The sequence below is a fragment of the Pectobacterium jejuense genome, assembly GCF_026800125.1.
Lineage (GTDB): Bacteria > Pseudomonadota > Gammaproteobacteria > Enterobacterales > Enterobacteriaceae > Pectobacterium > Pectobacterium jejuense.
The window spans coordinates 141484-161976 of record NZ_JAPQKX010000010.1; the positions used below are offsets into that span (position 1 = coordinate 141484).

General features: G+C 52.9%; 16 protein-coding genes and 2 pseudogenes. 8 read left to right on the forward strand and 10 right to left on the reverse strand.

What is annotated here, in order from left to right; genetic code table 11:
- Positions 1–140 precede the first annotated feature (140 nt).
- Genes dppB through NXT09_RS18095 form a run of 5 tightly spaced genes read left to right on the forward strand, consistent with a single transcriptional unit; the run spans position 141 to position 4299 of the window.
- The gene (dppB, locus tag NXT09_RS18075; protein WP_010281089.1) at positions 141–1160 is read left to right on the forward strand and encodes a dipeptide ABC transporter permease DppB; all 1020 of its coding nucleotides are present in this window, start codon (positions 141–143) and stop codon (positions 1158–1160) included.
- 13 nt (positions 1161–1173) lie between these two features.
- On the forward strand, positions 1174–2076 hold the full coding sequence (gene dppC / locus NXT09_RS18080) for a dipeptide ABC transporter permease DppC (protein ID WP_039363567.1): 903 nt from the start codon (positions 1174–1176) through the stop codon (positions 2074–2076).
- Between the two features lie 13 nt (positions 2077–2089).
- On the forward strand, positions 2090–3070 hold the full coding sequence (gene dppD / locus NXT09_RS18085) for a dipeptide ABC transporter ATP-binding protein (protein WP_010281083.1): 981 nt from the start codon (positions 2090–2092) through the stop codon (positions 3068–3070).
- Entirely contained in the window at positions 3067–4077 is a 1011-nt protein-coding gene (gene dppF, locus NXT09_RS18090; RefSeq protein ID WP_268580766.1) for a dipeptide ABC transporter ATP-binding subunit DppF, read from the forward strand. The genes dppD and dppF overlap by 4 nt, the downstream gene beginning before the upstream one ends.
- A 36-nt stretch (positions 4078–4113) precedes the next feature.
- Positions 4114–4299: a SymE family type I addiction module toxin gene (locus NXT09_RS18095; protein WP_240584204.1), complete on the forward strand. Its 186-nt coding sequence runs from the start codon at positions 4114–4116 to the stop codon at positions 4297–4299.
- A gap of 76 nt (positions 4300–4375) precedes the next feature.
- Here the strand turns inward: NXT09_RS18095 and NXT09_RS18100 are convergent, their stop codons facing one another.
- The 8 genes and pseudogenes from NXT09_RS18100 to NXT09_RS18135 form a co-directional block, all read right to left on the reverse strand.
- Positions 4376–4681 (reverse strand): hypothetical protein, encoded by a 306-nt coding sequence (locus tag NXT09_RS18100; protein ID WP_268580767.1) that lies wholly within the window; start codon positions 4679–4681, stop codon positions 4376–4378.
- A gap of 338 nt (positions 4682–5019) precedes the next feature.
- Positions 5020–5153, reverse strand: a pseudogene (locus tag NXT09_RS22650) (RHS repeat-associated core domain-containing protein); the annotation flags it as partial.
- A gap of 384 nt (positions 5154–5537) precedes the next feature.
- Positions 5538–5825 carry a hypothetical protein gene (locus NXT09_RS18110; protein WP_240584207.1) on the reverse strand — a complete coding sequence of 96 codons (288 nt, stop codon included), beginning with the start codon at positions 5823–5825 and terminating at the stop codon, positions 5538–5540.
- A 29-nt stretch (positions 5826–5854) separates the two neighbouring features.
- On the reverse strand, positions 5855–10150 hold the full coding sequence (locus tag NXT09_RS18115) for an RHS repeat-associated core domain-containing protein (RefSeq protein ID WP_268580768.1): 4296 nt from the start codon (positions 10148–10150) through the stop codon (positions 5855–5857).
- An 11-nt stretch (positions 10151–10161) separates the two neighbouring features.
- Positions 10162–10569, reverse strand: a complete 408-nt coding sequence (locus tag NXT09_RS18120; protein WP_268580769.1) for a DUF1795 domain-containing protein — start codon at positions 10567–10569, stop codon at positions 10162–10164.
- Between the two features lie 8 nt (positions 10570–10577).
- Complete coding sequence (locus NXT09_RS18125) at positions 10578–12431, reverse strand: type VI secretion system Vgr family protein (RefSeq protein WP_268580770.1); 1854 nt, start codon at positions 12429–12431, stop codon at positions 10578–10580.
- Positions 12432–12521: 90 nt separating this feature from the next.
- The gene (locus tag NXT09_RS18130; RefSeq protein ID WP_012822145.1) at positions 12522–13040 is read right to left on the reverse strand and encodes an Hcp family type VI secretion system effector; all 519 of its coding nucleotides are present in this window, start codon (positions 13038–13040) and stop codon (positions 12522–12524) included.
- 534 nt (positions 13041–13574) lie between these two features.
- Complete coding sequence (locus NXT09_RS18135; protein WP_268580771.1) at positions 13575–14825, reverse strand: valine--pyruvate transaminase; 1251 nt, start codon at positions 14823–14825, stop codon at positions 13575–13577.
- 392 nt (positions 14826–15217) lie between these two features.
- Between NXT09_RS18135 and NXT09_RS18140 the strand changes: the two genes are divergently transcribed.
- From NXT09_RS18140 to ggt, 3 genes are all read left to right on the forward strand, one after another.
- Entirely contained in the window at positions 15218–16426 is a 1209-nt protein-coding gene (locus NXT09_RS18140) for an aldose 1-epimerase family protein (protein ID WP_268580772.1), read from the forward strand.
- A gap of 162 nt (positions 16427–16588) precedes the next feature.
- Positions 16589–17500, forward strand: a complete 912-nt coding sequence (locus tag NXT09_RS18145) for an EamA family transporter (RefSeq protein ID WP_268580773.1) — start codon at positions 16589–16591, stop codon at positions 17498–17500.
- A gap of 77 nt (positions 17501–17577) precedes the next feature.
- Positions 17578–19371, forward strand: a complete 1794-nt coding sequence (gene ggt / locus NXT09_RS18150) for a gamma-glutamyltransferase (RefSeq protein WP_268580774.1) — start codon at positions 17578–17580, stop codon at positions 19369–19371.
- 50 nt (positions 19372–19421) lie between these two features.
- Here the strand turns inward: ggt and imm2 are convergent, their stop codons facing one another.
- Both imm2 and NXT09_RS18160 read right to left on the reverse strand, forming a co-directional pair.
- On the reverse strand, positions 19422–19730 hold the full coding sequence (imm2, locus tag NXT09_RS18155) for an Imm2 family immunity protein (protein WP_268580775.1): 309 nt from the start codon (positions 19728–19730) through the stop codon (positions 19422–19424).
- Positions 19731–20154: 424 nt separating this feature from the next.
- Positions 20155–20474: pseudogene (locus NXT09_RS18160) on the reverse strand (zinc ABC transporter substrate-binding protein).
- Between the last annotated feature and the right edge of the window lie 19 nt (positions 20475–20493).

Sequence of the window (20493 nt, forward strand, 5' to 3'; positions counted from 1 at the left end):
TTTATGGTGGGCTTCCTGCCCACCACCCTGTGGGCCGTCGTCCACGACGTTTAAAATCGTTCCTGACGATTTTTTATGCTGTGAGCAATGATAAGCCTGATGGCCAATGGGCCAACGGGCATGAATAGAGAGTTCGGGATATGTTGCAGTTCATACTCCGGCGTTTGGGGTTAGTTATCCCAACGTTTATTGGTATCACCCTATTAACCTTCGCATTCGTGCACATGATTCCGGGCGATCCGGTGATGATCATGGCGGGGGAACGGGGTATCTCCGCCGAGCGCCATGCGCAATTGCTGGCTGAAATGGGGCTGGATAAGCCGCTTTGGCAGCAATACCTCCACTATATTGGCGGTGTGATGCAGGGCGATCTGGGGATCTCCCTCAAGAGTCGTATCCCCGTGTGGGAAGAATTTGTGCCTCGCTTCAAAGCGACGCTGGAACTGGGTATCTGCGCGATGATGTTTGCTATCGCAGTGGGGATTCCGGTTGGTGTGCTGGCTGCGGTCAAACGCGGTTCCATTTTCGATCATACCTCTGTTGGCCTGGCGCTGACGGGCTACTCCATGCCTATCTTCTGGTGGGGCATGATGCTGATTATGCTGGTCTCCGTTCAACTTGACCTTACCCCCGTTTCGGGGCGCATCAGCGACACGATTTTCCTTGATGACAGCATGCCGCTAACCGGCTTTATGCTGATCGATACCCTGTTCTGGGGCGAGGAAGGCGACTTTATCGACGCGGTTGAACACATGATCCTGCCTGCCATCGTGCTGGGCACCATTCCACTGGCGGTGATTGTGCGTATGACGCGCTCTGCGATGCTGGAAGTGCTGGGTGAGGATTACATTCGTACCGCTCGCGCCAAAGGGCTGAGCCGCTTACGTGTGATTGTCGTGCACGCGTTGCGTAATGCGATGCTGCCGGTGGTAACGGTAATTGGTTTACAGGTCGGTACCATGCTGGCCGGGGCGATCCTGACGGAAACCATTTTCTCCTGGCCGGGGCTGGGACGGTGGTTGATCGATGCGTTGCAGCGTCGTGACTATCCGGTGGTTCAGGGCGGCGTACTGCTGGTGGCAACCATGATCATTCTGGTGAACCTGCTGGTAGATGTGCTCTACGGCGTGGTTAACCCACGCATCCGTCACAAGAAATAAGGGGAAGGCTAAGATGACACACGTCACTGAACCTGTTGTAAATAGCGCACCGAAGCCGATGACCCCGCTACAGGAATTCTGGCACTATTTTAAACGTAACAAAGGGGCGGTCGTTGGCATGGTGTATGTCGTGCTGATGCTGATTATCGCCATTGGCGCCAACGTGTTGGCACCGCATGCGCCTGCCGAGCAGTTCCGCGATGCGCTGCTTCGTCCGCCGGTCTGGCAAGAGGGCGGAAGCTGGCAGTTTATTCTGGGAACGGATGACGTCGGGCGTGATGTTCTGTCCCGTCTGATGTATGGCGCGCGTCTCTCGCTGCTGGTTGGCTGTCTGGTCGTCGCGCTGTCGCTGGTGTTAGGCGTGATCTTCGGCCTGCTGGCCGGATATTTCGGCGGTGTGGTCGATGCGCTCATCATGCGTATCGTCGATATCATGCTGGCGCTGCCGAGCCTGCTGCTGGCGCTGGTGTTGGTGGCCGTCTTCGGACCTTCGATTGTGAATGCCTCGCTGGCGCTGACCTTCGTGGCATTGCCGCACTATGTCCGTTTGACCCGCGCGGCGGTGCTGGTGGAAGTCAATCGCGACTACGTCACGGCTTCACGCGTGGCGGGAGCCAGTTCGGCGCGCCAGATGTTCGTCAACATTCTTCCGAACTGCCTAGCACCGTTGATTGTGCAGGCTTCTCTCGGCTTTTCTAACGCCATTCTTGATATGGCTGCTTTGGGTTTCCTCGGTATGGGCGCACAGCCGCCAACGCCAGAGTGGGGCACCATGCTGTCGGACGTTTTGCAGTTTGCGCAAAGCGCCTGGTGGGTGGTGACGTTCCCCGGTCTGGCAATCTTACTGACGGTATTGGCGTTTAACCTGATGGGGGACGGCTTGCGTGACGCTCTCGACCCCAAACTCAAGCAGTAGTAGAGGTAGAGAGATGGCGTTGCTCAATGTAGATAAACTGTCGGTTCACTTTGGTGATGAGGATCTGCCGTTTCGTGCGGTCGATCGTATCAGCTACCAGGTTGAACAAGGTCAGGTCGTCGGTATCGTCGGTGAATCTGGCTCCGGTAAGTCCGTCAGCTCGCTGGCGATTATGGGGCTGATTGATTACCCCGGCAAAGTGATGGCCGACAAGCTGGAATTTAACCAGCGTGATTTAACAAAAATTTCTGAGAAAGAACGGCGTAATCTGGTGGGTTCTGAAGTCGCGATGATTTTCCAGGACCCGATGACCAGCCTGAACCCGTGCTACACCGTGGGCTACCAGATCATGGAAGCCATCAAGGTGCATCAGGGCGGTAACCGCAAAACCCGTCGTCAGCGCGCGATTGACCTGCTGACGCTGGTCGGAATTCCCGATCCGGGTTCGCGTCTTGATGTGTATCCGCACCAGCTTTCCGGCGGGATGAGCCAGCGCGTGATGATCGCGATGGCGATTGCCTGTCGGCCGAAGCTGCTGATTGCCGATGAACCGACCACTGCGCTGGACGTGACTATTCAGGCGCAAATCATCGAACTGCTGCTCGAATTGCAGCAGCGCGAGAACATGGCGCTGATCCTGATTACCCACGATTTGGCGCTGGTGGCCGAAGCGGCACACCACATCATCGTGATGTATGCCGGTCAGGTCGTGGAATCAGGCAAAGCGGCGGATATTTTCAGCGCGCCCCGTCATCCGTATACCCAGGCGTTGCTACGTGCGCTGCCGGAGTTTGCGGCGGATAAATCCCGACTGGCATCGTTGCCGGGTGTGGTGCCGGGTAAATATGATCGCCCGAACGGCTGTCTGTTAAACCCGCGTTGCCCCTATGCGCAAGACCGCTGCCGTCAGGAAGAACCTGCACTGCGCGATATTCCTGGTCGTCAGGTGAAATGTCATACACCGCTGGATGATGCGGGGAGGCCAACCCTATGAGTGAACTGAACGCACCATCGCAGCCGTATTTGCTGCATGCGATTGATTTGAAAAAACACTATCCGGTGAAAAAGGGCTTTTTCGCGCCAGAGCGGATGGTGAAAGCGCTGGACGGCGTTTCCTTTACGCTGGAACGCGGTAAAACGCTGGCGGTGGTCGGAGAGTCCGGCTGTGGAAAATCCACGCTGGGCCGCCTGCTGACGATGATCGAAACCCCGTCTGATGGCGAGCTGTACTATCAGGGGCAGGATCTGCTGAAGCACGATCCTGAAGCGCAGAAGCTGCGTCGGCAGAAGATCCAGATCGTTTTCCAGAATCCGTACGGATCGCTCAATCCGCGTAAGAAAGTCGGCCAGATCCTGGAAGAACCGCTGCTGATCAACACGGAACTGTCAAAAGTTGAACGCCGTGAAAAAGCGTTGGCGATGATGGCAAAAGTGGGGCTGAAAACGGAGCACTATGACCGCTACCCGCATATGTTTTCTGGCGGTCAGCGTCAGCGTATCGCTATCGCCCGTGGGCTGATGTTGGACCCAGACGTGGTGATTGCCGATGAACCGGTTTCGGCGCTAGATGTGTCGGTTCGCGCACAGGTGCTGAACCTGATGATGGATTTGCAGCAGGATTTGGGGCTGTCTTACGTTTTCATCTCGCACGATCTGTCCGTTGTCGAACATATCGCCGATGAAGTGATGGTGATGTATCTGGGCCGCTGTGTGGAGAAGGGCAGTAAAGATGCCATTTTCAACAACCCACGCCACCCGTATACGCAGGCGTTACTTTCCGCGACGCCGCGCCTGAACCCAGATTTACGCCGCGAACGCATCAAGCTGACGGGTGAACTGCCCAGCCCGCTGAATCCGCCGCCGGGTTGCGCGTTTAATGCCCGCTGCCAGCGCTGCTTCAGCACCTGCACACAGTTCCAGCCACAGCTGAAAACCTACGGCGAACAGCAGGTCGCTTGCTTCGCTGTCGATCAGGATGAGCAGGGCACCGCAGTCGCCTAGTTTGCCTTCAACGCACCCACACCGCTTTGCCGCGGTGTGGGGCGTAGGTTTTTTGGCTGTATCTGCCCGCGATCGCTTAAGTGTTCCGCTAAATTTAACCTGACTTCAGCTATTAGCCTTAAAGGCCGCTGGCTGGAAGAGTCGGGGTTTATGACCGGGATGGTGATAATGGTGATGGTCGAGCGCGGAAGGAACGTGAGTGAGACGGAGATTAATTTCTGACGTCGCGCATGACGGAATAAATAGCAGATAAAATAAAGCCGGAAGGATCGTGGAGTATCGCTTCCGGATTATTAAGCTATTTAGTACTATATACAAAACTTTTTAAGTCAGACGTCCAGTTTTCATTTTTCTCATCAAGATATAGCCGGACATTATCTTTCTTTCTTCTTACATAAAGAATATCTGATATTTTGTAAGTTCGTCGTCCTAATTCATCAAATAAACAAAAAACCAGAGTATCTCTATTCAAGGTTCTTTCGTTTAACATATCCCATTCTATTTCATCGTCAAAAACAGTGAATATGTCATTGCTATTCAATATAGTCCACCCTGAGCGCTCTAGCATATCCTTTATTTCAAACATTTTTTCTTTAATTTTCAAAGTACCTCCCAAAATCCTGTAGGTGGTGAAATCCCATTGTCCTTTAAGCTTTTCATAATGTCATCTTGAGTCATAGGAGCACCACCTTTCTTCCATGTATCAATAGAAAGAATCTTATTATTTTTATCAGTAATTGTCACACTGTAATCATTATCACCTAATTTCCTAACATAATATTTAGCATCTGGATGTTTACCTCCACCTTTTAATAAACTTCCGTGAGAAACGTTCTTTTTCCCTCTTTCTAAATATTTCTTTGGAGATAAATCAGAGTGGCGTCGAGCATGATCCTTTAGACCTGAGTCTCCTTCTTTGAAGGTTCGTCGACTTTTCCACTCACAACCAGCCAACCCAAAGGGATCAACCCAACAAACAGGGTTATGAACATATCCATAGTTACTCTCCCCACCCATCACCCCTATCGGGTCAGGCGAGACGTAGCATCGTAGTACTGAAAACGGTTATACCATAACCGGCCGCCTGTCTGCGCACCAACCGCCCGGCTTGGGTATTGCTGCGGGTTGTGTTTTGGCAGGTAGGCTACCGCCTGCTATGACATAGCCAATTTGTAGTTTCTTATAATATCAGTGGGTTGAATTGATTACATTAGTGGTTGTGGTATCAAGCCATACGGCGGGATACGCACCACAAAACAGCAGGCCCAATCCGCCATCAGTCACCAACCTTGAAGGCTGCTTGCTGGAGGAGTCGGGTTTATGACCGAGATGCCGATCATGGTGACGGTTGAGTGGGGGAGATTGATGATTGGGACGGAGATTAACCTCTCACACTATACGTAATAAATGACGAAAAAATAAAGCCGGAAGGATTATTGCTATCGCTTCCGGATTTTTTATTAATCACCGCTAACGGAATTATAACTGGGTTTTTCTTTTTTTATATTTACATATAAATCTTTATCTTCCACCTTCCACCAATATTCATTATATGATGAAGGATTTTTATATTCATAAATTGTAACAACACCAAGCAACCCGCATGGAGTTTCAGCCATAAAATCCCAGCCATTTCTCTCAGCGCAAAACATATCGAGATCTTCGTCATACCATATAGAAAAACCTTTTTTATCAAGAATGTTTAACGCTGTGTTATATACATTACTATATTCTGACAAAGTAGGCATATATACTCCATATTTGTATTAATAAAAGATTAGTTAATTATATTTATTGCATCAAAAGGTATTTCACCTTTAAATAAAACTTCCAATGCTCGTTTAGCATTCCGTCTATCAATTAAGTTCCCACCTCGTTCTACTGCTTGCAATACGTTATTATGGTCAATAAATTTAGCTCCGCCTTGGATCGCTTTTTTCACATCAATTTCTATCAAACCATTACCACTACTGAATCTCTTGGTGGCTTCTTTTGTCATTGCAGCAGATATATGCCCGGTATCACGACCTGCTACATGTTCTAAAATTGAACCACCCGCACCTTTAGGTTGTAACGGGAGTCCTTGCTCTAATCTTGCAAGATCATCAGCTGTAATTTGCCTATAAACTTTATTACAACCAGCCAACCCCAGCGAGTCGATCCACGTATTGGGATTAGGCACATACCCATAGTTACTCTCCCCACCCAACACCCCTATCGGATCAGGCGAGACGTAGCATCCACCCGTCGGGTCATAGTATCGAAAACGGTTATAACATAGCCCGCTTTCGGTGTCACGGTACTGTCCGGCAAAGGCAAGTCCCGGGTCGGCAGTGTCTTCCGTGGAGCGCTGCCGCTGGCCCCAGAGGGTACTTTTTGGTGCCTGCCAGCGCAGGGTGCCGTCGGGTCGGTACAGGGCCTGTGGTTCACCGTTCTGGCTGCTGGTGACAAAATCGGTTTCCCAGCGTCCGTCAGTATTCTGCCGCTGCTGAACCAGCAACTCCCAGCCGTTGTGTACCCAGTGGCGGCGGGCAACGCGTTCACCGTTGCGATAATGCCGCACCTCGGCTATCTGGTCGCCGTCCCATAGATAGCGGATATCGTCCTGTGTCTGCTCGCAGCGTTTGCCGGTGCGCCGCCCGAACGGGTCATAACGGTAGAACCAGCGCTCCCCCGTCGGGGTGTCGACAACCCGGAGCTGGTTACGGCTGTCCCAGCGGTAGTGCCAGACCTGTGGACGGTAACCCGGCTGAACCACCTGTTTACGAATAAGCCGCCCAGCTTTGTCGTACTGGTAGTGGGTGTCGTCGTGCTGAGTCAGCCTGCCCGCCTGCCATTCGGTGAGTCGTGCGGTATCCTGCGGCAGGCCGTTGCGGGTATAGCGGTAGGCTTCGTCGGTTTCGACCGCACGCCCTGAGCCACCGCTCAGGACGGACAGCACGCGTCCGGTGGCGTCCAGACGATAGCCCCGGGTTTCACGGTTATGGCGAACGCCAGCTAGGTTGCCTGCGCCGTCGTACAGGTATTCCCTTGTCTGTGAAGCATGCAGACGACCATCCTGCTGCTGACCGCTCATCTCGCGCGTTAGCCAGCCCATCACGTCATATTCCCGGTGCTGGACGAACGCTCCGCCTGAACGGGAGGATTCTCGCCCGGCGGCATCATGGACAAGGGTCAGCTCCGCGCTGTCCGGTAGCTGAACCTGTTGCAGCTCACCCGCCGCGCTATAGCGGAACGTGCTGGTCAGCGCGTTGGTGTCCTCGTCTTTCCCAGTCAGCGTCCTCGCCACGGTGCGTGCGGTATCGTCAAACTGTCGGGTGAGCAGGGTGCCGTTCAGCCACTCCCGCACCACTCGGTCACGGAGGTCATACTCCAGTTGGACATGGCTGGTTGCGGAGGTGACTTCGACTAACCTGCCTGCGGCGTCATAGCGGTAATGTAGAATATCGTCCGGCGCGGTTTCTTTGATGAGCAACCCGCGTCCGTCATACAGGAAGTGGCGGGTTTCGCCTTCGCCATTGCGGATGGCGATGCAGTGACCGTCTTCGTCATACGTGTAGTGGGTATCGGTCCCCGCCATATCCCGCTCGCGGATGACCCGCGCATCGGTATCCAGCCACCATTGCCAGCGGTTGCCGTCCGGGGCGACAACGGCGACCAACTGCTGGCTCTCTTTGTCGTACTCGTAACGCCAGGTGCGATCTTGTGCATCCGTTCGCGAGGTGAGCAGGTCAAAGGGACCGTAGCTTTGGCGCCACAGCGCGCCGTTGCCGTCCACATAGCTCAGTAGGTTGTTATGCTTGTCGTACTGGCGTTTTTCTTCTTTCTCGTCGGGACGTATCAGTTGCTCCGGCAGTTTCCAGCTCGCACGACGATAGCCCAGCCGATATTGCGCGCCATCTGGCCGCTGCCACTGCACGACTCTGTCCTGCTGGTCATAGCGTAGCTGCTGGGTACGCCCCAGCGCATCGCTGGCACTCAGCAACCGTTGGCGATGATCGTAACGCAGCCGCGCCTGAACCTCGCCCGCCTGATCGCTCACCTGCGTCAGCAAGCCGTGGCGGTTCCAGGTAAATCGTACTTCGCAGGTATCCGGTCCCGTGAGCTTCTCCGGGTTGCCAGCCTCATCGAATGCCCATTGCCAGATGCGCCCCAGCGGGTCGGTGATACCGCATAACCGCTGAGCATCGTCGTAGTCATAGGTCCAGGCATGACCGCTGCCGTCGGTGAAGGTGCTCACCAGTCCGCTGTCGTCCAGATAGGTGAACTCAACCACCCGACCAGCCGGGGAAATCTCACGCAGCAGGTTGCCGTAATCGTCGTAGTTGTAGCGGGTAACGTGCCCTAACGGGGATTTTTCCCAGCTCATCAGGTGCAGATGGTTGAAGCCAAATTCGCTGCGCTGACCTAATCCGTCGATCATGACTACGCGATCGTCGAGATACTCAAAATGCGCCGTCAGGTAGCCGTCGGCACAGGTGGTGTAGACACAGCGGCCTTGATAGTCATATTCGTAGCGCGCCCAGGTCTGGTCGTTGTCATGCCAGCGCGTGAGTCGGTTTTCTTTGTCGTAGTCGTAAAACAGATGATAGGCATGGGCGGCATCGGCCTCGACCAGCCGGCCCTGTTCATCCTGCCGGTATTCAGCCAGCAGGGTTTTCTGCCCGGTATCAATACGCTGTATCTGATGCAGATACTCGCCTCGCCACACCAGCAGCAGCTCGATACCATCACTGTGACGTATCTTGCGCAGATAGCCTTTTGGATCGCGGATCAGGGTAATGCGGTTGTCGTGCGGGTCATGTATCGAAGACAGGAGTAGCCGATCGCCCTGAGGCACATCGAATTCACGCCAGGTGAGGCTTTCTCGGTCCCATAGGCTAAAGCCGCTTGCCCGCCGATACAGAGTAAACGCTGGATAGAGCGGACAAAATACCGACTGCACATCCTGATGGAAGGTGAAATCGATGTCATATCCCTGTGCCAGTGTGATGACGACGTGAGTATTCAGGCCGTCGCGACTGACCTGTGCTGTTTCGCTCCAGGTATCGTACCAGCCGCGTCCTAGCAGCCCGGTATGGGTGGCAGCGGAACGGTAAGTGCGCTCAAAAAGTAGAGGAAGTGTTTGCCCCAGTTCAATATCCTGACGCATCTCGATCACATCCCCGCTGGGAATGTAGACCGGATCTTTCAGGAAGCCGCGAGTCGCTTCCCTAATCCGTGCCAAGCCTTTGCTATTTTTAAAGCCTTTGCTGGCACAGCGAACGGCTCTCCGTAACCCCACCGCCATTCTTAACGCGCCCATGCGCATGCCTTTGAGCACCGCAGTGGGGCCACGCGTAAACAGCTTGCCTAGCCCTTTGAACATGCCCCGACTGGGCGGAACCAGAAACTCAACTGCAATCAGTAGCGCTTTTTCCCACCAGCTGAATTCGTCACTAATCTCCAAACAGGTTTGCTGGCCGGAACCAAAAAAAACGGTTGATGCCCCTTCCTTGATAGTGGCACCACAGACGGTTTTATCGTCGATACGCGCGGCGGGTGAGCCATTGACGTAGACGGTCTCGCTTCCTTGCGCAATGAGCTGGGGCGAGTTGTGCTTGGTGCAGGCTACCGTGTCGACTTCGGCACGGGAAATCGCCTGCTTCTCCGCAAACACCGTACCTGAACCAGAAGAAACGGGCCCAAACGGCGGCGCGCCGCTGTCTACCATCGCGGAAACCTTGCTGGAGACGCTGCTGATTAGCCCCCCGAGCAGGCTGACTGCTCCAAATCCCACTGCCAGTTTGACTGCCCCGACAACCAGCGCCGCCCCCATGCCACCCGTCCCGACAACGGCGACGGCAATGGCTCCAGCGACTGCCGCAGCGGCGGCAAATGCCACCGCCGCCACAACCGCCCCTGCGATCGCTCCAGCCAGCGCGCCGAGAAAGCTTTTGTGCTTGATGGTTTTGCCTGGTGATGTCGGGGCTTTTCCCTGGCCCGGTTGAGGACGACCAGCAGGCGGCGTCGGGCCTTTGCCTGCGTGCATGGCACCGACGCGGGCAACACGGTTCAGAATGTCACTCAGCATGATGACTCCTTTCAGGTGGCAGCTTTAAATGTCTCGACCACCGCTAGCATTGCTGTTTTCTGCTCCGCATTGAGCTCGCCTGCTACGGTTACGGTAAACGTCATCAATAACTCACCGCGTACCTGCATCACGACAACCTGATGCATCGGCCCTTCCGGTGACCGCCAGGTATATTCCAGACCGTGTGCAGGTTGCCCATCCAGCGTCAATGTCCAAACACCGCGCTCTTCATACCCTTTCAGGTGTGCTGCAAACTGGGCCAACGTCTGCTGATAAACCGTCTCGGCCGTCAGACCGAAGTCAATCGGGGTACGGTTAACAACCAGATTGATGGCATCCCCCGGCAGGACAAAAACATGGAGTGATTCATCGCGCCAATCGGCGGGGATAGCCAGCGTCCCTTCATTCATCTGATACATATTCATCCTTAATTCAAATCGATACGGGTGCCGTTCAGCGTCAGGTTATTCCCGACGATCTCAATATCCCCGCTGTGTTTGATTGAGATATAGCCCGCACCCGTACCAATCTGAATGCTGCCATCTTCGGCGTGGATAAAGATATCGTTCGTCACCCTCAGCGTTTCGTTGTCTTCCACGACGGTGCTCCGGTTTTTCTTCACCACTACCGTTTGCTCCCCTTGGATCTCAGTAATCTGATCGGCAATGACGGAGACCGTCTGGTTTTGCTGCACGACGACTGTCTGATCGCGGCCAATGTTTTCGTTGTGATCCACATTCACCGATGTACTGCGGTTATTCAGCACTACGGTGTTCATGTCTTTCTGAGCGTGGATAAACACTTCTTCCTGACCGGCCTGATCCTCAAAGCGCAGTTCGTTGAACCCTGCGCCTTTGTGGGTTGTGGTGCGCAGTGTCGTGCGCGTTTTGTTGGCGGGTAGCGGGTAGGGTGATGGATTGGTGGCATGGAAGGTTCTGCCTGTCACGATGGGCTGATCCGGGTCGCCTTCGAGGAAACTCACAATGACTTCATGGCCGATGCGCGGGATGGCGATCAGGCCGTATTGACCTCCGGCCCAGCCTTGGCTGACGCGAACCCAGCAGGAGCTCTGGTCATCGCTCGCGCCGTAGCGGTCCCACGGGAATTGCAGTTTCACCCGGCCGTACTGGTCGCAATAAATCTCTTCACCCGCCGGGCCGACAACGGTCGCGATCTGCGGGCCGTCTACCATCGGCTTGTACGGCAGGTCGGCGCGCCAGGTAGCACTGGCTTTTACGACCTCGAAGCTGTTGCTGTAGGTGGTCGGCTCGCCGCCGCTTTCTTCTTCCAGCGCCTGCGGTTGCTGCCCGCTGTGGGTGATAGCAACCAATTGCCAGGCGATATTGAGTGCCAGATTGGGGTGTTCAGTTAAGGTAAAACTGCTGCCCGGCATCAGCTCAGCGGCATTGGATTCGCCTGAACCGGTCATCGCACCCGCTCGCAGTGCGTCCAGCCGATAGCCGGTAAAGGCTTTGCCGCTCGGGTCTTGCTTAAAACGACCGGGGTAGTCGAAGTGCTGATAGCTTTCGCGCTGGTGCTCCAACTCACCACTCATCTTGTTGTGCAGCAATCCGTAAGCTGGGGTTTTGAAGCTGTAATCTTTCAGCGCCACCTCGGCAGTTCGCACCGCTTCGGCATAGCGGAAACGGCGTACATACGCTCCTTCACTCAGCCCCTGTGTGGCAAGGTTGAAAAACAGCTCAGGGCCTTTCACCAGTGCGCCGGCATCGTCGGCAAAAACCAGCCGATGTTTGCCTTCCTCAAACTCATGGAAGAAGTACAAGCCTTCCTCGGCGGCCAGTCGGGTAATAAAGGCTAAATCGCTTTCCCGATACTGCACGCAGTATTCCCGCACCGCGTGCTCGTTACGCAATGCAAAGGCGTAGTCGGTGATGCCAGATTCTTCCAGCAGTGCGCCGATAATCGCTTCCGGTTTCTGTTCCTGAAAGATGCGGGCGTTAGTGCGTAGCCCCAAACGCCACAGCGCCGGACGGACTTCTGCCTGATAGCGCGTGCGGCGAAAGCCGGTGTCGCCCTGCGCGAACGCACTGACAATGCCGCTCACGCGTCTTTGGAGTTCGCCTTCGTACCACACCAGGAGTTCACAGGGCTGGTCGAGAACAGCACCAAAATCGATCCCCGGTAAGGGGCTGGCCAGATTCAGCGACAGGGCAAACGGCTGGTTAAGCGCCTCGCTGAGCTGAAAATCCACCACGGAAAAGGTCGATGCAGGTAACGCGCCGACCTTAACGGTGAACTGTAATCCTGTACTGTTTGCCATCCGTCCTCCTGATGCTGTCATCCACACTCAGGCATGGCGTGGGCCATGGCTCAATGCAGAAAACCCGGGCAAGCCCGGGTTAAAGAGGAATTACGCTTCGACCGGCGCACGCCAGTCATCGGAACCAGAAGTTCCTGCAACGGTGTGTTCCCAATCGATTTTGCGGTAGGCCAGCGACACTTCGATCAGCTGGGTGTAGTCCAGCTTCGCCGGATCCTGGCAGTGTGGCATTTGGCAGTTAACGTCAACGATGGTGGCATCGGTCAGTACGGTAGAGAAGAAGTGCTCTTGCTTACCTTCAACCGACGTGCGGTACCATTTCAGGGTGACGGTTGGCAGCATTTCGCCAGACGCCAGGGCGTTGTACATCAGCGGAACGGCTTTGTTCAGCGCGACGGTGAATTTGAACGGCTTGTGTACACGTTGGCCGGACGGCTGACCAGACTGTGGGTCGGTTGGTACGGTGACGATGTGTTTGAATTCCTGAACCAGCATTTCGTCTTCGTGGCCTTCCACATAGATATTGCCGACAGAATCAGAAGTGAAAGCACCCGCGGTGATGTTGCCCTGAGTTTTACCTTCGATGCTGATATAGCATGGAGTTGGCATAGTCTTGCTCCTTGTTGTTAAACGGAATGAGTTGTTGAACGGGGTTAGTTCGCCGTTCACATAGCAATCCATGTGCCAAAATTTATCTATTTGTTTTATAAGTAAATTCACCTAATTCAAATTTTTACTAAGCAAAATTTGAGCAAGAAGTTGCGCAGACCTCGTGAATCGTTTGCAGACATTGCGCAAAAAGTGATTTACACCAGAAAGTGAGCAAGGAATTGCGCAGAATGCGCGGTTATGCTGAAAGTTTTTGTTAGGGATGTGAGATGGCTGTCTTTTTGGAATGGATTAGCTATTGATTGTGGTTAAACCAATGTTATTACCGATTAAGAATGCAAAAATAATTCTGATATTTAATCGTTAGCTGCCTGATTTTATGAACAATAAGAATAGGATGGCAAACACTGGGAGAGCGAATAAAAAGAGGGGAATATCTGATCTTGGCATACTGCAAGTGGGCAGTAAAAACAGTGGGGCGGTGCTTTGCCCCAACCGTATGTCGTTTAATGATGCGTCTATTTTTGTGGCGAATTAGCCTTCCTGCATCGCTTTTTCCACTTCTTCCGCCATAATCGCAATACCACGTTCGATTTTTTCCGGCTCCGGCACATAGTTCATGCGCATGCACTGGTGAGCGTGTGGCCAGTCCTGATCTAAGCCGGGGAAGAAATAGTGACCCGGCACCATGAGGACGCCGCGTTTTTTCAGGCGCAGGTACAGGATTTCCGTCGTGATAGGCAGATCCTTAAACCACAGCCACAGGAAGATCGCGCCTTCCGGCTTATGAATCAGGCACTGCTCGGGCGACAGGTAGCGGCGAATAATCGCGATAGTTTCCGTTACGCGCTGCTGGTAGAACGGGCGTATGACGTCGCTAGATAAGCGCAGCAGATCGCCACGCTGAATCATCTCGTGCGCCAGCGCTGGGCCGACTGCGCCGGGAGACAGGCTAATGATGCCGTTCATGTTACCCATTGCCGAGATCACTTTTTCATCCGCAATCACGATACCGCAGCGCGAGCCGGGCAGGCCCAGCTTGGACAGGCTCATGCACAGGATGATATTCGGGTTCCACAGCGGCGTGGCATCGCTGAAGATGATGCCGGGGAACGGTACGCCATAGGCGTTATCAATCAGCAGGGGAATTTTGTGCTGCTGCGCCAGAATATCCAGACGCATCAGCTCGTCGTCGGTCAGCACGTTACCGGTTGGATTGGTCGGACGGGACACACAGATCAGTCCGATCTCATCGGTAATCGACAGGTGATCGAAATCGACGTGATATTTAAATTGCCCTTCGGGCAGCAGCTCGATCTGCGGACGAACGGAGACGAACATATTGTCGTCCAGCCCCGAATCCGAATAGCCGATATATTCTGGTGCCAGCGGGAACAGCACCTTTTTCAGGCTGCCATCGCTGTGGCGACCAGCAAACAGGTTAAATAAGTAGAAAAACGCACTCTGGCTGCCATTTGTCAGTGCAATGTTCTGTGGTCCAATCTGCCAGCCTAATTCATTACTCAGCAGCTCGGCCAGCGCCTTAAGCAGCGTATCCTTACCTTGCGGCCCGTCATAGTTGCATAGCGCTTCCGTTAATTTCCCTTGTTCCAGCATATCCTGACACAGCTGTTTGAAGTAGCTGTCCATCTCTGGAATATGCGCCGGATTGCCGCCGCCCAGCATGATTGCGCCTGGCGTCCGCAGCCCTTCGTTCAGGTCGTCCATTAATTGGGTGATGCCAGCGTGGCGCGTGAATTTCTTGCCGAAAAGAGAAAAGTTCATAGTTTATTTATCAGTGGTCGTACACAGGTTACCGGCAACCATAGCGCTTGCGCCAATAGGGTGCAATGTGGTCAAAAAACAGACTGGTAATTTTTTATCCCGCATAGCGTTTACTATTTAGAATAACTTGCTGATTTTAACATGAGTGCGGAAATGATTTCAGACAGTCGGATTTATGTTGCTGAAACGATGTCAGCTTTTGCCGATCGATATCTCAATAATTCTGCAATTGTAGATGCCATTCATAGTGAGTTAGTGATGCCAATCGGATAAATAACGCGACAATGCTGAATTTTTCCATCTGGTGATAGCTATCACATTCTGACCGTCAGCTGATTTGTAGTCTTTAGCTCGCATTAGCTAAAACAATTCAGCAGAGAGGGATGGTTAACATGAAAAAATTACTGGCTATAGGCATTACACTGGCGCTGACATCATGGCAATTATCGGCGCAGACGTTTGTGCTGACAGATGCTGAAAGCAGTGTGGAAAAGGGAAATTGGCAAATTGGCAGTGATGCCCTGAAGATAAAAAATCAGCACTTCAGCATCGAGCAAAAAGTCCTGCACGGCGGACGTCAGGAAGGCAGTAAAGTGATCACGATTACCAGTCAGGACGGCCTGAAAATTGCCCTCAGCCCGACGCGAGGGATGAACTTGCTGCATGTGACAGGTAAAAACATCCGTTTAGGGTGGGATTCGCCGGTTGATGAGGTCGTCAACCCGAATACCATCAATCTGGAAAGCCGTAACGGGCTGGGCTGGCTGGAAGGTTTCAATGAGATGATGGTGCGCTGTGGCTTCGAATGGACAGGGCACCCGGTCGTCAGCGATGGCATGATCTATACCCTGCATGGCCGAGCGGGCAACACGCCAGCTTCAAAAGTGGTCGTGGAAGTCAGCGATACAGCGCCGCATACCATTACGGTGCGCGGCCTGCTGAAGGAAAACAGCTTTAAGAAGTCGAATCTGGAAACCTGGACCGAGCTGCGTTACGTCCCCGGTAGCGAGTCGTTTACCGTGCACGATGTGCTGACCAACAAAGCCGACTACGCGCGCGACTATCAGATTATCTACCACAGCAATTTCGGTACGCCAATTCTGGAAGAAGGCGCGCGTTTCATCGCACCGGTAAAAGACATTTCTCCGTTTAATGACCATGCCAAAGCAGGTCTGGCAACCTGGCAAACCTACAAAGGCCCGACAAAAGACTTTGATGAAATGGTGTTCAATATTACGCCGTATAAGGATGCACAGGGTAAAACGCTGGCGGCGCTGGTGAACAAGGCGGGGGATAAGGGCGTGTCGATTGCCTTTGATACCCATCAACTGCCGCTGCTGACGCTGTGGAAAAACACGGACACGGAAAAACAGGGCTACGTCACGGGGATCGAACCCGGCACGAACTACGCCTATCCGGTTACGATTGAACGTGAACAAGGACGTGTCAAAAAGCTACAGCCCGGTCAGAGCACGACATTTGAGCTGACATATAGCTTGTTGAGTAGCGCTGATGCGGTACAGAAAACGGAGCAGAAAGTGAAGGCCATTCAGGGTGACAACAAAACCACGCTGACGGAAAAACCTATCGCCATCGAGTAACGTTATCTATGCCGACCACAGAATCTGGTGGTCGGCTATCTCACGTCATGGTTACGCTTAGTCATTGTCACGTAACGTCATAATTATCTTTTCTTATCCGTTTTTTCATTTTACGCGTACCTTGAGGAAGGTATTTGTTACGTATTTGATCAGGGGATGAGGATGTCGTTGAAAGATGCGCTGCTTGCGCTTTGTGTTGTCGTACTATGGGGCGTGAACTTCGTAGTGATCAAGGTTGGGCTGAATGACATGCCGCCTTTCTTACTGGCAGGACTACGTTTTTCGCTGGTGGCGCTCCCGGCCATTTTCTTTGTTCCTTTCCCACGTATTCCCCTGAAATGGCTGCTCGCCTATGGCATGACGATCAGCTTCGGCCAGTTTGGCTTCCTGTTCCTCGCTATCAAACTGGGTATGCCTGCGGGAATTGCCTCGCTGGTGTTACAGGCTCAGGCCTTTTTTACGCTGCTGGTTGGCGCGGTCTTGCTGTCGGAAAAGCTGCGCTGGAATCACGTTGTCGGGATTCTGGTGGCGGCGCTAGGGATGGTGGTGCTGGCAGAAGGCCGTACCGCGCTGCAAATGTCATCCGGAATGACTGCCACCACGCTGCTACTGACGCTGGCGGCGGCGCTGTCGTGGGCGGTGGGCAACATCATCAATAAAGTGATCATGAGCCAAAACAGCGACGTGCGCATCATGTCGCTGGTGGTGTGGGGAGCGCTGGTGCCTGTCGTGCCGTTTTTCATCAGCTCCTGGCTGTTTGAAGGTCGGGACGTGATTGTCCATAGTTTAACTACCATCCAACTGCCGACGATTTTATCTCTGGTTTATCTGGCATTTGCGGCAACCATCATCGGCTACGGGATTTGGGGAAGCCTGCTGGCGCGCTATGAAACCTGGCGTGTGGCACCCCTGTCGCTGCTGGTGCCGGTGGTTGGGTTGGTCAGCGCGGCCGTTTTTCTTGGCGAATCGCTCTCGCTACTGCAAATCGTGGGCGCAATGCTGATTATGGTCGGCCTGTTGGTGAATGTGTTTGGTGCGCGGCTGCGTTTACGGCTGCGCTCCCAGCCGCTGTAGCACAAGGCCGAACCGCTAAGGATCATGGACGTGCGATAAAACGCACTCAGTGAAATCAATGGAATAAAGGAGTTTTCATGAGAATAAGAAACACAGTATCGGGAAGAACGGTAGCGGGAAAATGGCTGTTGTCATTGAGCGTGACGGCGCTGCTGGTGAGTGGAACCGTGCAGGCAGCATCGGCCCCTGCGGTGGAAGCGAAAAACGGTATGGTGGTCAGCTCGCAGTATCTGGCTTCACAGATTGGCGTCGATATCATGAAAATGGGCGGCAATGCGATTGATGCCGCTGTGGCCGTGGGTTACGCGCAGGCGGTGGTGAACCCCTGTTGTGGCAATATCGGCGGCGGTGGGTTTATGACGCTGCATCTGGCCGATGGGAAAGACACCTTTATCAACTTCCGTGAAACGGCACCGGCGGCGGCCAGCGCCAACATGTACCTGAACGCGGATGGAAGCGTGAAAAAAGACGCGAGCCTATACGGCTATCTGGCCGCTGGCGTGCCTGGAACGGTGCTGGGGCTGGATACCGCGCTGAAAAAATACGGCAAATTGACGCGCGAACAGGTGATGGCACCGGCGATTAAGCTGGCGCGTGAAGGCTTTGAGCTTACACGAGCGGACACCGATATTCTGGACACCACGGTCAAGCGCTTCAAAGCCGATCCTGAAGCGGCGCGTATTTTCCTGCGCCCTGACGGCAGTGCATTGCAGCCCGGTGATAAGCTGGTGCAAACCGATCTGGCGAATACGCTGGCAGCGATTGCCGCTAAAGGGCCGGATGCTTTCTACAAGGGCACGATCCCGCAGACGGTGGAGAAGGCGGCAAAGCAGGGTGGTGGGATTCTGACGGCGGCTGATTTTGCCAATTACCGTATTACCGAAACGGCGCCGGTAACCTGTAACTATCGCGGTTATCAATTTGTCTCTTCGCCGCCACCCAGCTCCGGTGGCGTCACAATGTGTGAAATTCTCAATATTGTCGAAGGTTACGACATTAAATCGACGGGCTTCAATTCGGCAGCCACCGTGCATGTGCTGACGGAAGCGATGCGCCACGCGTACATGGACCGCAACACCTACCTCGGCGACCCGGAATTTGTGAGTAATCCCGTCGAGCGCCTGTTGAGTAAGGACTACGCTGCTGAAATTCGCAAAAAAATCGAACCGGAGAACGCGACGCCATCCCAAAACGTGCAGCCGGGGATTGGCCCGCACGAGCGACCGGAAACGACGCACTACTCCATCGTGGATAATCAGGGCAATGCGGTGTCCACCACGTACACCGTGAACGGGCGTTTTGGTTCGGTGGTGATCGCGCCGGGGACGGGCTTCTTCCTCAATAACGAAATGGATGACTTTACCGTGAAGGTTGGCGAGAAAAACCTGTACGGATTGGTGCAAGGGGAACGTAATTCGATCGCCCCCGGTAAGCGCCCACTTTCGTCCATGAGCCCGTCACTGGTGACGAAAGATGGCAAAGTCTTCATGGTCCTCGGCTCTCCCGGTGGTTCACGCATTATCACCATCACGCTGCAAACGGCGCTGAATATCATCGATCACGGCATGGCACCGCAGGAAGCGGTGGACGCACCGCGCATCCATCATCAGTGGCTGCCGGACGAGGTGTATTACGAACAGCGCGGGCTGTCTGCCGATACGCTGAACCTGCTGAAGCAGCGCGGCTACAAGATGGTGGAACAGACCCCTTGGGGCGCCGCGGAGCTGATTCTGGTCGGCCTACCGGGTGCGGCGGGCGTGACGCCTGCGGATTCGGGTAATGACTCGGCGGTATCCGGCAAAGTGCGTGAAGGTTACCTGTACGGCGCAAATGACATTCGCCGCCCAGCCGGGGCAGCGATAGGGTATTGATTTTACTTTCCTAATAAGTTAGCGGCCCAGAAAGGGCCGCTCTGTCTGCGTTATTCTGATTTTTTATCAACTAATCCTAATAAAGACATATCATAGAGAAGATCTGATTTTTCCTCCTCGGTGATCTCCTCTAACAACTGTTCCAGAGGATGTTCAGCGAGAATTTTTTCTATGATCTCTCTATGATATTTTGCGGATTTTTCTGGCCCTCTTCCTGCAATCATAATTAAAGATAAAACCTCAAGCATTAAATTTTCAATGGGGAAATCATAAGATCCCTCTGCTTGATCATAGGCATAGCTAATCTCTTGAAAGTAAATATTTTCTATTTCTTTCCCTTTGTTTTTAACAAACATCATGTTTCTACAGCAGTCATAATATTTAATTAAAAATGATTCTTTTATTTACTTGTAATCAATACGTTCCATTTTCTAATTCCTTATCCCGGGGGTAAGTCGTACACCATTATTATCCAAAACGTCAACTTTAATTCCAGGGTGTTTTTTCTGAAACTGTTCAATAACACCTAAAAAGCTATCACATACCGATTTTTCAGTGAAGGCAGTGTTATTATTGAGTTTGGTTACTGTCTGGACGAACTCTTTTGATAAATGGCATTTACACCGAATGGTGAACAGGCTTGTAATTTAAATGATATCAATTATTTATAGGTTGATGTCTTTTGATATTCATATTTACCCCCATGATTATGGATTGTTTTTAACTATTAACAAAATCCATGAATTAAACATCATGGATGTTGTCTTAATTACTCTTAATCTCTTATTTTGGACCTTCCCACAGGAGCTTCGACTTCATTTCCTGTGGAACCATTTCAAAAAGAGATGATATAAGTTATTTTTGACCGCTGTAAGCTATTGAAATATCATCGCTACAGTTTTCAATATAATATCTTGCCTGATTGTTTAGAAAGTAAATATCGTGATCTTCAAAATATGGCGTCAAGATCGTGTAAGCTAGGTTATGGACAAGTTCTGCCTCAGATAGCATGAACGATCGGTTCTTCCCTTATGTGACTGTACGTTCCGAATATAAGGGATAGCGAGGAGAAGCATTTTAACGTAGATTTCGTTTTTATTCATTATTTTTATAAATAAGATA

Excerpts from the sequence above, each read along its gene's own strand:
- NXT09_RS18120 (WP_268580769.1), bottom strand. The coding sequence starts at position 10,569 with ATGTATCAGATGAATGAAGGGACGCTGGCTATCCCCGCCGATTGGCGC.
- dppB (WP_010281089.1), top strand. The coding sequence starts at position 141 with ATGTTGCAGTTCATACTCCGGCGTTTGGGGTTAGTTATCCCAACGTTT.
- NXT09_RS18145 (WP_268580773.1), top strand. The coding sequence starts at position 16,589 with ATGTCGTTGAAAGATGCGCTGCTTGCGCTTTGTGTTGTCGTACTATGG.
- NXT09_RS18110 (WP_240584207.1), bottom strand. The coding sequence starts at position 5,825 with ATGCCTACTTTGTCAGAATATAGTAATGTATATAACACAGCGTTAAAC.
- NXT09_RS18115 (WP_268580768.1), bottom strand. The coding sequence starts at position 10,150 with ATGCTGAGTGACATTCTGAACCGTGTTGCCCGCGTCGGTGCCATGCAC.
- NXT09_RS18125 (WP_268580770.1), bottom strand. The coding sequence starts at position 12,431 with ATGGCAAACAGTACAGGATTACAGTTCACCGTTAAGGTCGGCGCGTTA.
- NXT09_RS18140 (WP_268580772.1), top strand. The coding sequence starts at position 15,218 with ATGAAAAAATTACTGGCTATAGGCATTACACTGGCGCTGACATCATGG.
- imm2 (WP_268580775.1), bottom strand. The coding sequence starts at position 19,730 with ATGATGTTTGTTAAAAACAAAGGGAAAGAAATAGAAAATATTTACTTT.
- NXT09_RS18135 (WP_268580771.1), bottom strand. The coding sequence starts at position 14,825 with ATGAACTTTTCTCTTTTCGGCAAGAAATTCACGCGCCACGCTGGCATC.
- dppD (WP_010281083.1), top strand. The coding sequence starts at position 2,090 with ATGGCGTTGCTCAATGTAGATAAACTGTCGGTTCACTTTGGTGATGAG.
- dppC (WP_039363567.1), top strand. The coding sequence starts at position 1,174 with ATGACACACGTCACTGAACCTGTTGTAAATAGCGCACCGAAGCCGATG.
- NXT09_RS18130 (WP_012822145.1), bottom strand. The coding sequence starts at position 13,040 with ATGCCAACTCCATGCTATATCAGCATCGAAGGTAAAACTCAGGGCAAC.
- ggt (WP_268580774.1), top strand. The coding sequence starts at position 17,578 with ATGAGAATAAGAAACACAGTATCGGGAAGAACGGTAGCGGGAAAATGG.
- dppF (WP_268580766.1), top strand. The coding sequence starts at position 3,067 with ATGAGTGAACTGAACGCACCATCGCAGCCGTATTTGCTGCATGCGATT.